This is a genomic window from Rhizobium pisi (genome assembly GCF_003938655.1).
Lineage (GTDB): Bacteria > Pseudomonadota > Alphaproteobacteria > Rhizobiales > Rhizobiaceae > Rhizobium > Rhizobium pisi.
Genome location: NZ_RJJT01000011.1, coordinates 26006 through 38503, shown reverse-complemented (window position 1 = coordinate 38503; position 12498 = coordinate 26006). Strand labels below are relative to the sequence as shown.

11 protein-coding genes are annotated in these 12498 nt (G+C 59.2%); 6 read left to right on the top strand and 5 right to left on the bottom strand.

From position 1 onward, the window contains the following. Nucleotides 1–7: 7 nt before the first annotated feature. The 5 genes from EFD55_RS16715 to EFD55_RS16695 are packed head-to-tail and all read left to right on the top strand — an operon-like array spanning nt 8 to nt 5299. Nucleotides 8–1441: a TadA family conjugal transfer-associated ATPase gene (locus EFD55_RS16715; RefSeq protein WP_125846175.1), complete on the top strand. Its 1434-nt coding sequence runs from the start codon at nt 8–10 to the stop codon at nt 1439–1441. Continuing rightward, nucleotides 1438–2391: a type II secretion system F family protein gene (locus tag EFD55_RS16710; RefSeq protein ID WP_125846174.1), complete on the top strand. Its 954-nt coding sequence runs from the start codon at nt 1438–1440 to the stop codon at nt 2389–2391. Before EFD55_RS16715 ends, EFD55_RS16710 begins: the two co-directional genes overlap by 4 nt. A gap of 7 nt (nt 2392–2398) precedes the next feature. Beyond that, nucleotides 2399–3343, top strand: coding sequence for a type II secretion system F family protein (locus EFD55_RS16705; RefSeq protein WP_125846173.1), 945 nt, complete (start codon nt 2399–2401; stop codon nt 3341–3343). A gap of 15 nt (nt 3344–3358) precedes the next feature. Further along, nucleotides 3359–4663: a DUF8689 domain-containing protein gene (locus EFD55_RS16700; RefSeq protein ID WP_125846172.1), complete on the top strand. Its 1305-nt coding sequence runs from the start codon at nt 3359–3361 to the stop codon at nt 4661–4663. A gap of 60 nt (nt 4664–4723) precedes the next feature. After that, entirely contained in the window at nt 4724–5299 is a 576-nt protein-coding gene (locus EFD55_RS16695) for a hypothetical protein (RefSeq protein WP_125846171.1), read from the top strand. A gap of 116 nt (nt 5300–5415) precedes the next feature. Here EFD55_RS16695 and EFD55_RS16690 read toward each other — a convergent pair whose 3' ends face one another. Next, nucleotides 5416–5937 (bottom strand): tetratricopeptide repeat protein, encoded by a 522-nt coding sequence (locus tag EFD55_RS16690; RefSeq protein WP_125846377.1) that lies wholly within the window; start codon nt 5935–5937, stop codon nt 5416–5418. A gap of 258 nt (nt 5938–6195) precedes the next feature. On the opposite strand from EFD55_RS16690, the gene EFD55_RS16685 reads away from it, so the two are divergent. Further along, a complete protein-coding gene (locus EFD55_RS16685) occupies nt 6196–6696 on the top strand; it encodes a hypothetical protein (RefSeq protein WP_125846170.1) in 501 nt (166 codons plus the stop codon). Nucleotides 6697–6772: 76 nt separating this feature from the next. Here the strand turns inward: EFD55_RS16685 and EFD55_RS16680 are convergent, their stop codons facing one another. From EFD55_RS16680 to EFD55_RS16665, 4 genes are all read right to left on the bottom strand, one after another. Beyond that, the gene (locus EFD55_RS16680) at nt 6773–8257 is read right to left on the bottom strand and encodes an ArnT family glycosyltransferase (RefSeq protein ID WP_125846169.1); all 1485 of its coding nucleotides are present in this window, start codon (nt 8255–8257) and stop codon (nt 6773–6775) included. 1 nt (nt 8258) lies between these two features. Next, entirely contained in the window at nt 8259–9758 is a 1500-nt protein-coding gene (locus EFD55_RS16675; RefSeq protein WP_125846168.1) for a glycosyltransferase family 39 protein, read from the bottom strand. 12 nt (nt 9759–9770) lie between these two features. Beyond that, entirely contained in the window at nt 9771–10787 is a 1017-nt protein-coding gene (locus tag EFD55_RS16670) for a glycosyltransferase family 2 protein (protein WP_125846167.1), read from the bottom strand. A gap of 148 nt (nt 10788–10935) precedes the next feature. Beyond that, the gene (locus tag EFD55_RS16665; RefSeq protein ID WP_125846166.1) at nt 10936–12423 is read right to left on the bottom strand and encodes an ArnT family glycosyltransferase; all 1488 of its coding nucleotides are present in this window, start codon (nt 12421–12423) and stop codon (nt 10936–10938) included. Nucleotides 12424–12498 lie beyond the last annotated feature (75 nt).

Sequence of the window (12498 nt, the reverse complement as noted above, 5' to 3'; positions counted from 1 at the left end):
GGGAAACATGGCGAACGGTATCATGGGGCGTTTCTACAAGCAGCGGGAGCCGGAAAGCCGGGAACATCTGGAGGCGGCCGAACTGTCTTTGGTCGGCGCAGTTGAGAACATGCCTGCCCAACCCACGGCGAGTGGCGAAGAGGCTTCGCTCGGGCCGGACATGGTTTCCGAGCGGGTCAACCTGCACCGCTACCTGCTCGATCGCATCAACCTCGGGATCCTCGACACACTCGACAACGAGGAGATCGCCACCGAGATCCGGCCGTTGGTCAAGGACTATATCCGGACCAACAACTTTCCGCTGAATGCCAAGGAAATCAATGATCTGATCCGCGATATTACCGACGAGATGCTCGGGCTGGGACCGATCGAGCCGCTGCTGGCCGACGACACAATCGCAGATATTCTCATCAACGGCTACAACAGCGTCTATGTCGAGCGGAGCGGCAAGCTCGAGAGCACCGCCGTGCGGTTCAAAGACGAGGACCATCTCCTTCGGGTGATCAACAAGATCGTCTCGGCGGTTGGCCGCCGTGTCGACGAGTCAACACCGATGGTTGACGCCCGCCTCAAGGATGGCTCGCGTGTCAACGTCGCCATCAGGCCGATCTCGGTCGATGGGCCGCTCGTTTCCATTCGTAAATTCACGCGCAAGCCGCTGACAATGGAGCGCCTGGTGCAATATGGCGCCATGGCCGATGCGATGCGCATCCTCCTCAGCGCCGCGGTCAAGGGCAAGGTGTCCATGGTCATTTCAGGCGGCACCGGTTCTGGCAAGACCACCTTGCTGAACGCGCTCTCGTCGCAGATTTCTCCAAAGGAGCGCCTGATCACCATCGAGGACGCGGCCGAGCTTCAACTGCAGCAGCCACATGTCGGGCGTTTGGAAACCCGGCCGCCGACGCTCGACGGACGCAACGAGATCCGGCAACGCGAACTTTTGAAAAACGCCCTGCGCATGCGTCCCGACCGCATCATCGTCGGCGAAGTACGCGGTGACGAGGCGTTCGACATGCTGCAGGCGATGAATACCGGTCACGAGGGGTCGATGACGACCATTCACGCCAACACGCCGCGCGACGCCGTCGGGCGGCTCGAGCAGATGGTCGGCATGGCAGGGATGCCGATGTCGCAGTTGAGCATTCGCTCGCAGATCTCGTCCGCCATCACCATGATCGTGCAGGTCCAGCGCCTAAGCGACGGCAGCCGCAAGGTTGTCTCGATTTCCGAGATCACCGGCATGGAGGGCGAAGTCGTGCAGATGCAGGAGATTATGAAATTCAAGAAAATCAGCACCGATGAAGGCGGGCGGATCCATGGAGAATTCCGCGCCACCGGCATCCGGCCGCGGTTCGTCGAGGAATTTGCCGAACTCGGGATCGAGGTCCCTTTGACGATTTTTGATCCCGGCAAACCGCTGCAAACGGGACCCGTTCAATGACCCTGACTCTCCTTTACGCGGCTGTTTTCACCGCCGCCCTTGTTGCTGTCGAAGCGATATTGCGCGGCTACTTCAAGACATCCGAACGCCACCGCGCCGTGAACCATCGGCTAAGCTTGCTCGAGGTCAGCGATGATCATCGCAAGACCTATAACGATATGCTGAAGGAGCGCGGTGCCGGCGGCGGTTGGCGGCAAACCCCCATCATGCAGCGGCTGCTGCAGTTCTACGCCCAGTCCGGAATCAAGTTCGATGCCAGGCGATTCGCTCTCTTTGCGATCGCGGGCGCCCTTGTGACGTGGCTGGCCGTGGGGTTCCTCGTGCCGAGCACTCTGTTTAGGATCCCCGTCTTTCTCCTCGTCTGCCTACTCATCCCGGCACTGGTCGTCTGGCGCGCACGGGCGCGTCGCATGAGGAAATTCGAACTGAAGCTTCCTGAAGCGCTCGATGTCGCCAATCGAAGCCTGGCCGCCGGCCACCCTCTACCGGCGGCGATTTCTTTGGTGGCACGCGAGATGCCTGATCCGATCGGCACCGAATTCGGTCTCCTCTCGGATGAACTCACCTACGGCGTGACGCTGGACGATGCCCTTGTCAACTTGGCCGACCGGGTCGGCGTCGAGGACCTGAACCTGCTTGCGATATCGCTGGGCGTTCAGGCGGGAACCGGCGGAAATCTCGTGGAGATCCTGCAGAACCTGTCGAAGACGCTGCGCGACCGGTATATGCTGAAGGCAAAGGTCAAGGCGATTTCCTCGGAAGGACGCATCACGGCGATCTTCATGTCGCTCTATCCGTTTCTGCTCTACGCGATGATCAAGGCGTTGTCGCCGACCTACTTCGATCCCGTCTGGGATAGCGGCCACGGAACCACGGTGGTGAGCGTGCTGCTGGCCGTCATGGCGATCGGGAATGTCATTCTCTACAAGATGGTCAACTTCGAGTACTGAGGCGGTCATGTCGAGTGAGTATGGAATTTACCTCATCGTCTTCTTTGCCGTGCTGATCTTTTCTGCAGCGGCATCGGAATTGTTTTTTCGGCAGCGCGAGGTTTCGGTTCGGGTATCGAAGAGCTCGGCGGCAACAGGCGAAGAGTTCCACCTTGGCGATACGACGATTGCCGATCTCGGCGAGGCGGAAAACCGCCTGATCCGTCGCTATTTCGAGATTACTCGACGTGACACCAATGCGAACTCCACCCAGAACCGCCTGATCCGGGCGGGGTATTTCGGTGCCGGCGCCGTGAGCACCTTCCAGGTGGTTCGCGCGGTGGTCTGTATCAGCGTGCTGGTCGCGGCGGTCTGGGCTCTAAACGGGCTCGCGCCGAACATGTCGCGGGTGGCGACGCTGATCGTTGCCATGTTTGCTGCGGGCGTAGCCTTTATTCTGGTCAACATCTATATCGACCGGCGTGGCGGCGCCAAGGAGAGGGAGTACCGCCGCCTCTTCCCCGATTTCATGGATATGCTGATCGTCTGCCTCGATGCGGGGATGAGCATCGAGGCTGCGGCGAACCGTGTTGCCCGCGAGTTCGTTGCCAAGCGGCAGGATTTCGGCCTGCATCTCTCGATCATGATGCTGGAAGTGCGGGGCGGCCGGCGATTGCGCGAGGCGCTCGCTAACCTTGCCATCCGCCTCAGGATTGACGAAGCCCGGGCCCTTTCCGTTCTGTTCCGTCAATCGGAAGAACTCGGGACCAGCGTAACGCAGACGCTGCGGGTCTACTGCAAGGAAATGCGCGACCTCCGTATTGTTCGTGCGGAGGAAAAGGCAAACGCCTTGCCGGTCAAAATGCTGCTGCCGCTCGGCGCGTTCCTTTTTCCGGTAAGCCTCATCATCGTTCTCGTTCCCGTAGTTATCCGCGTCGTCAGTCTTCTCGTCAGCATGAAACCCGGCGGTTGAGCCAAGCGAGGTCGTATGCAGTATTCGCTCGAACAGGATCGTAAGGATGCCATCATTTCCCTCGATCCGCGTATGCCGATGGCACCGGCAAGCATAGAACAAGCCGGACTGGATTTGTCGTTCCTGCTTCGGCTGGCGGTAAAATGCGCGGCCGAGCAGGATACAACCACGGCATCTCATCTGGCGGACCGCATGAGATTGCCGAAAGTGATCGTCAATGTCCTGATCAAGGAACTCGTGAAACTCGCATATCTCGAGGCTCGCGGCTTGGCCGGTGAGGATGTGCGATCCGATATTCGATATGCGCTTTCCATGAAGGGGTTCGAATATGCCCACGCGGCGTCGCGTCAATGCCAATATGTCGGGCCGGCGCCGGTATCGCTGGACGCGTTCTGCCGGCAAGTAGTTTTGCAGTCCATCCATGACGAACGCGTGACCCCTGAGCGGTTGAACGACAGCCTTGACGGGCTTGTGCTCTCAAACACCTTGGTTGAAAAGCTCGGCCCGGCCATCAACTCCGGTCGCTCCATCCTGCTTTACGGACCACCCGGCAACGGAAAGACGAGCATCGCCGAGCGGACGTCGCAACTGTTTCGCCAAACAATCTGGGTGCCCTATGCCATCGAGGTCGGCGGCCATGTCATCAGTTTCTATGACGAAGCGGTGCATCACCCCGTATCGGAGGCTGGCACAGAATCCCATCCGAAAGCCGATCAACGATGGATCGAATGCCGCCGTCCGGTGATCAAGACGGGCGGGGAATTGACCCTCGATCAGCTCGATCTCACCTTCAACGAAGGACCGAATGTCTATGAAGCGCCCATCCACTTGAAGGCGTCCGGCGGCGTTTTCATCATCGACGACTTCGGGCGCCAACAAGTGGCGCCGCAGGCGCTCATCAATCGTTGGATTGTACCGCTCGAGCGCGGATATGACTTCCTGACGCTGCACACCGGCAAGAAGTTCAGGGTTCCCTTTGACGAGTTGGTGGTATTTTCGACGAATATCGCACCGAAGGACCTTTCCGACGAGGCGGGCTTGCGGCGCCTCAAATACAAGATCTTTGTGAACACGCCGTCGCGCGACGAATATATCAGAATCTTCAGATCCTATGCCAGTGGCACCGGATTGGTTGTCAGTGATCCAGACCTGAACCTGTTTTACGATCGCAAGTACAACGGCGATATGCCGGCATCTTGCTATCATCCGAAATATCTTCTGGATTTCGTCAGTTCTTACTGCAATTTCAACGGTATAGCCGGAAACGCATCGCTCGACATGCTCGAACGGGCCTGGGAAGGCGTGTTTACATCGGAATGATCGCGGACTTGGCGCTGATCGCGGCCAACGCAGATTAAATGACTTACGGGGAGTAATCGAATGACCAGCATTCCGAATATCGAGGTCGAAGCCGACCGCGCAAAACCAAGCAATTTGCGAACAATAGAGCAGAGAGGCTCAAAAAGCCCGCTACTCGTCGGTTTGCTCCTGATGCTCTTGCCTGTGAATGCTGGCGTTCTCATCTATACCGCCAAAAACTCAGCGGATGTTCGCGAGAGCCGCGAGACCATTGGCGCGCTTAAAAGGTCTATCGATGGCCTGAGAGGACAACTGGAAAAGCAGTCGCACAACATCGCGGATAATGCCAAGGCCGACGACGTCGCACTTGTCCGCCAGGAGGTGGATAGCCTGCAAAAGGCTGTTTTGTCGATGAACGAACGGATGAGTAATGACACAAGCGGCGCACGCATGGGTTCAGCTTTGGTCCTTAGCGCGCCCGGCAAGGAACCGGTACAATTTTTCGCACCGCCGCTCCCTGCCGTGCCGGCGGAAACTCAAACTCCGGATAGCACTCTTGCATCCATCCAAGCCGGGGGCATTTCAGTGAATGACCTGCCGCGTTACGAACGAACACTCTCGCCGGAAGGCCAGCTCATACTTCGCAAGGCCCGGTAAATAACGACGTCGCCGAAATCTCCAAAGCAATCGCTGCCAAGGGCGCCGCGCCGATGCTCGCGATGCGACAAAGGCGCTCCAATCTCGACGCAGATTGCCGATCGCTGAAAGGCCTATCACCGCTGAGCGTAATTTACGCTGTTCTTCATCAATTCGAGGTTACGGGCAGTGATTTCATTTCCGGGATCAAGCTCATAGGCTTTCAGGAAATACCCTCTGGCAGTGCGCAAATCACCGCGTAATAGGTGAGAATATCCGATATTGTTGTAGTAGACCGGGGTGTTGCCGATCATTCGCGAGAGCTGCTTGTAGGCGCGATCGGACGTGTCGAAGCGGGCAACCATGTCGGCGGAGGCCGCTAAGCCTAGCCAAGCGGCCGGATCCTGCGGAAAAACGTCAACCGCTCGCTTGTAAATGGCGTAGGATTTTCCGTAGTTCTTTTCCTGAAACTGCAGTTTGCCGGTGGTTATCAACTCGTCGTTCTTATAGAAGGCGACAGCGGAGTCATCCTCGACGGTCTTTGCACTATCGCCATAAGCAGCAAGGCCATCAACGCCGGATGACTGGCAACCAGCTAAAATCGCTCCAGTCGCTATCAAAAGCGCAATGCATTTAGTCCCAGCTCTGATCTGCAACATTGGCAATTTGATCCCCATCAGACACTCTTACCTAAGACTCGGATGCGTTCACCGGCAATCATCGTGAAAAAAAGCTAACAACTCAAGAATTTAAGCATATACTCACAAAAAAGCGAGAGAGACGGTCATCGCCGGAATGCGAGGGCGTGATAAAAATGCCTACTATCCAAAGTAGGCATTATGTGCCGCGTGACTCCTTGAGTGGAAATCAATCAACGTCGCCTATCCCCCTCCTCAGGTCGAAGGATGGAACGCTGCATGTGGATCGCTATTTTCACGATGATGCGACTTGGCCCATCGCTGGCCTACGCAATAGCATTGCTCTTCGTTCTTAGCATGCCGCTCTTGGAAAGCCACCCCTCAAGTGCGTTCGCCTGGTGGCTGTATATGACAATACTTCCGGTCATGCGCGAGCCCATCTATCTGCTTTTGGCTGTACCCGGCGTTGGAATTTGGAGTGCCACGGTCCTGTTGGTGCTTGCATCGATTTTCGGGATTCGAGTGGCCGTGCAGCCGCAACGACACCACCGTTCAGGGTTCATCCATGCCCATATCGCGCTGATCGCGACCGGTCTATCTGTGGGGAAGGCAGCAGTTGCACAAGCTGGCCTTTCCGACTTTGCGCTGCCTCAATTTCAACGAGGCGACTGGTCGTTCCTGCCGCTAGCCCAACCGCTTGGGACCTTCCTTTTCATATCCGTATTTTTGGCATGCATCTGCTGGCACTTGACAGTCATCAAGCGTGCAATATCGGCGTGATAGAAAAGCGTTGAACCGCCCCCGCCGGAAGCTGGCGCTGGACGCGGCCTGGAAGGAGCTGAAATCCTGATTTCGTTCAGTCCGGCTGGTTGACCCAGGCATAGCCGAAACGATAGCGGTCGTCGCCGCGCTGATAGAAATAGGGTGCGTCGATCACCAATGCCTCAGGCGCGGATGCGCCGAGATTGGCTTGCAACCATTGAGCCATGGCTGGCGGAAGCGCTTCGCTTCCGCCCCTGGGGAGGAGCCACACCAGGAGAAGCGGTCGCCGGCTGGAGAGATCCGGGTTGAAGCCGGGATAATCCATGGAAACGACTGGTACGCCGGGAATATCCTGCCTGAGATTGCCGGCAAGCAGGCTGTCGCCGGCCAGGATTGCCGCCGGTTCGGCCTGTTGGCGCAAGGTTTCCAACATCGTGGCATAGGGCCTGTTCAGCCGCTCGTAATGACCGGTGAAGCGTGCGGCTGCGACGCTGCCGTAAAGGGCTGATGGCACGCCGATCATGATGATGGCGATGACGGCTATGAACCGTCGGAACGCTCGGTCTGTCACGACGCCTGCCGCCTCGATCTTCAGGCAAAGATAGAGCGGCAGGATGAAGAGCATCGGCACCAGCCAGCGATCCTTGATGCCGGCAGCACCGCCGAAGACAATCAGCAACAGAATGCCGATGACGAAAACGAGCATCATCCGCTCGATGAGCCGCGTCCATTCCGAATGGGCAGCGAACGCCGCGCGCAGGCTCTTGCCGAAGACGGCCGCAAACACGGCCATCGTCAATCCGGCAAAGCCGATGATGGCGAGCCCGAGCGAACCGACGCCCATGGCCACCTGCATCGGATAGCTCGCATTGTCGCTCGCGGTCATCTTTTCCATCGTTCGCGCGGTCGCAAAATGGAGATTGTCCCTGAGCCAGAAGAGATGCGGCAGGGTTATGAGGAGCGCCACCGCTGCAGTCAGCGCGAGTCGCCAGTCGAAGATCCGCGGCCGCAGGCGCGCATCCGCCAGCGCCGCAACCAGGGCTGCGGCCGGCAGGATCGCGAAATTGTACTTGGCAAGCAGGCCGAAGCCAATGCCGATGCCGGCGACGAGGTAGGAGCTGAGGCTCGGTTGCTTCAGGCTGCGAACGAAACCGTAGAAGAAGACTGTGGCCGAGAAGAACACGGCGACCGTATGCGTCAGGTCTCGCTGCATTTCGAAAGCCATCTGCGGGATCGTCAGCAGCCCGAGCGTTGCGATCGCGGCAAGCGCCTTGTCGCGCAGGATGAGACGCGCGGTCAGGCCATAGAGCAGGTAAGAGGTGAAGAGCAGAAGGTTCTTCACCACTGAAAGGGCGGCAAGCGAAACGCCGGCAAACTGGAAGACCGTATACTGAAGCCAGTTGTAGAAAGGCGGCTGCGGGCCATAACCGGCGGCGAGCCATTGCGAGCGGAAGGCCTGCTCGGCCTCGTCGAGATCGAGCGAATGGGAGGTCGCGAGCCGCACGCCGAATTGAAGCGTGAAATAGGCGGCCAGCAGGATGAAAATCCATCGCATGTCGCGAAGGCTGGTTTCGGTCATTCTATCTGTTCCTCGGCCGAGCCCAGGCATAACCGAGCAAAAAATTGTCGCCCTGGCGGCCGAAATAATAGGGAAGCGACAACGAGCCGACCTCTTGCGGCGTGATGCCGGCCGCCGTCAGCGCCGATGAAAACCGCTCCGGCATGACGGCATCCGCAGCCGTCGCCGTCTTTTTGCCGCGCCAGGCGATGAGCACAGGGCCGTCGGCTGACGCATAGGCCGGAATGCCCGGCACAGGAAAATCGGGGATCACGACCGGCACATCGGGAAACTGCAGCCGCATGTTGCCGCCGACATAGGTATCCGACGCGACGATGAGCGCCGGTTCGGCCTGCCGCGTCATTTCGCGCGCGAAGCCGGCCATCGGCACGTTCGGCCTGCTGTAGGTGCCGATCAGGCCGGCGCCCACGACGCGGAAGCCGAGCGCGACCAGCACGCAGGCCATCAGCACCGGCACAACGGGCCGGAAGCGGCGCAGTCCGCCCGAAAGGTCGAGCCCGGCTGCCTGCATCTTCGCCAGGAAATAGATCGGCAGCACGAGCAGGAACGGGTCCAGCCAGCGTTCGCGAACCATGGTGGAGCCGGTGAAGAGCACGATGAGAGCGATGCCGGCAAGGCTTGCGAGCATCATCCGCTCCATCAACCGCGTCCAACGGTTTCCCGCCGAGAATGCCCTGAAGAGATCTCGCCGGAAGGCGGCGGCGAAGACGGCAACGGGCAGCGCCGCAAAGGCGATGATGGCGACGACAAAGGCGAGAAGGCCTTTCCCGATGCGCAAGGTGCCGGCGGGCTCGCTGCCGGCGGCCATCTTGACCAGAGTATCGGAGGAAGCGAAGGCGAGATTGTTCCGCAGCCAGATCGCGTGCGGCAGGACGATGACGAGCGCGACGGCGATTGCGATGAGCAGACGCCAATCGAGCACCCTTCGCCGCCATTCCGCATCGGGCAGGATCGCGATCAGCGCGACTACGGGCATCAGGGCAAAGTTATATTTCGAGATCAGCCCGATGCCAGTCGCAAGGCCGAGCAGGAGGTAACCGCCGGTATCGGGCCGGTCGAGCGTGCGGAAGAAGCCGTAGAGGAACAGCGAACTGGCAAAGAGCAGGGCGGTCGTGTGGGTCAGGTCCTGCTGGGCCATGTACGAGACCTGGGGCAGGGTGATCAGTGCCAGCATGGCGACGGCGGCAAGCGCCTGATCTTTCAGTGCTTCGCGTCCCGCAAGACCGTAGAAGAGGTAACACAGAAAGAGCAGGATATTCTTCGGAACAACAAGCGCGCCCATCGACATGCCCGCCACCGAGACGATGGCATATTGCATCCAGTTGTAAAAAGGCGGCTGCGGGCCGTAGCCCGCCAGCAGATATTGCGAGAAGGAGGATTGCTCGGCTTCATCAAGCTCAAGCGAATGCGGAAGCGCGATGCGAAGCACGATGTTGAGCAGGAAATAGGCTGCAAGCAGCAGGCCCGCGGTTCTGATCGTCTTCGTCGCGCGCTCCAGCATCGTGCCGCCGGCTTATGCTTTGGTCTGGTCGTCGAAAATCTGCCGCACGATATAATTCGGAGAAGCGTCGTCACGGTAATAGGTCCGCGCGATCATTTCCGCCAAGATGCCGGTGGTGATCATCTGCACCGAGGACAGCAGAAGCACGACGCCGACCATCAGCATCGGGCGCGTGCCGATATCATTGCCCAGGATGAACTTGTCGAAGCCGAGATAGATGAGGATCAGCATCGCGATCGCGCCGAGGCCAAGACCCAGCGAGCCGAAGAAATGCCCGGGCCGCGCCTTGTAGCGCATGAAGAACATCACCGAAAGCAGGTCGAGGATGACGCGGAAGGTGCGTGAAATGCCGTATTTCGAAACGCCATGCTCGCGGGCATGATGGGTAACGGCCATCTCGCCGATGCGCGAGCTAGGGACGACGCCGGCAACCCAGGCCGGGATGAAGCGGTGCATTTCGCCCATCAGCTTCACTTGCTTGATGATCGAGGCACGGTAGATTTTCAAGCTGCAGCCGTAATCGTGCAGCTTGACGCCGGTGATGCGGCCGATCAGGTAGTTGGCGCACCAGGAGGGGATCTTGCGCAAGAACAGCCCGTCCTTGCGGTTCTTGCGCCAGCCGACCAGGAGGTCGAGTTCACGCCGTTCCAGTTCGGCGACCATCGCAGGAATGTCCTTCGGGTCGTTCTGCAGGTCGCCGTCCATCGTCGCAATCAGGCGGCCCTGGGCGGTGTCGATACCGGCCTGCATTGCGGCGGTCTGGCCGAAGTTGCGCTGCAGCTCGACGATTCTGAGCGTCAGTCCCTCGCGTCCGACGAACTTGCGGGCGTTGACGAGCGTCGCATCCGTGCTGCCGTCGTCGACGAGGATCAGTTCCCAGCGATGCGGATAGGCGGCCATCGCAGCCACGACACGCTCTACAAGCGGGCCGACGCTTTCCTCTTCGTTGAAAATAGGCACGACCAGCGACAGTTCGAGCGATTGTACCGGATCATTCGCACCGCGAATGGTTTCTACCGTTGTTTGCAACTCTTATCTCCAAAAGGCCGTCGGGCGGAACGGCTTTCATAGCCGCCGCAGCACTTGGGAAAGCCTACTACATGAAGTGTTCGCCTGTTGCCAGCGGCCAATGCCGGTTTCCCCGTAATCGGCTAATATGGCGCCGTCCGTCCCTATCCTATTTCGTGCCGCCCTCGACCCAGGAATAGCCGATCGAGAAGAGGTGTTTGTCGTCACCAAAGAGATAGGGCAGCGTCAGCGTGTTCAACTCTTGCAGATGAATGCCCGATGCTTCGAGATCGGCTGCGAAGTCTGGCGGGATGGCTTTGTCGTCAGGCGTTTTGCCGCGCCAGACGACCAGCACCGGCCCTTTCGCCTGTGCATATTCGGGAACGCCGGAACCGGCGAAGAACGGCATTGCGCTGGGAACATCAAGCTCCAATCTCAGATTGCCGGCAAGGTATTTGTCCGATGCCACGATGAGAACGGGCTTGCGGTCGGCGGTCAATTCGGCTGCGAAGCCGGAAATGGGAACGTTCGTTCTCGTGTAGCCGACATATTGCACGCCGACGATCCGGATCAGCAGGATCAGCAGGATGATGACCATGAAGACCGGCACCACGGGCCGGAAACGCGCAAGCCCGGCGGAAAGGTCGAAGCCCGAGCTTTGCAGTTTCAGGAACAGATAGAGCGGCAGGACGAGCAGAAACGGGTCGAGCCAGCGCTCGTGGATATCGCTTGCGCCGCCAATGAAGACCAGGCTGAGGACCGCGAGCAGGCTGATGGCCATCATGCGCTCGATCACCCGTATCATTGGACTGGAGGAGGAGAGCGCACGAAAGAAGTCCCGCCGGAAGGCTGCCGCGAAGAGAACGACCGGCAGCGCGACAAAGCCGAGGACGGCGATGATGAAGGAGAGCAGTCCCTGTCCGATGCGGGGAAGGCCGGCGGCCGCTTCGTCCTTGGCGGCCATCCGTTTCAGTGTCGAGGCGGAGGCGCGGGCGAGATTGTCGGGCAGCCAGAGCGCATGCGGCAATATGATGAGGATGGCGACGACGATCGCCACCAGCAAACGCCAGTCGAACAGACGGCTGCGCCATTCCCGGTTCGGCAGCACCGCCATCAGGGCGGCGAACGGAAGGATGACGAAATTATACTTCGAGATCAGGCCGATGCCGGTGGCGATGCCGATGACGAGATAGCTTCCGAGCGTCGGTCGTTGCAGCGTACGGAAGAAACCGAAGAGGAACAGCGAGCTGGCAAACAGCAGCGCTACCGTGTGAGTGAGTTCCCTCTGCGCCAGGAAGCCCACCTGCGGCAAGGTGATGAGGCTCAGCATGGCGACCGCGGCGAGGGATCGGTTTTTCAGCACTTCGCGGGCGGCAAGGCCGTAGAAGAGATAGCAAGAGAATAGGAGGATGTTCTTTGGAACGGAGATCGCCCACATCGATATGCCGGTCACCGAGACGACGGCATATTGCATCCAGTTGTAGAAAGGCGGCTGCTCGTTATAACCGGCGAGCAGATATTGCGAAAAGAACGACTGCTCCGCTTCGTCGAGATCAAGTGTGTGCGGCAATGTCAGCCGGAGCGCGATATTCAGCAGGAAATAGCATGCAAGAAAAATGCTTGCGCCGGTAATGCCTTTGGTAATCCGCTCCAACATCGATCTCCACATCAAGCCGGCAAGGCGCCATCGTCTACCTGTCGGTCGCCGGCGCGGAAGAGCGTTCGCCGCCGT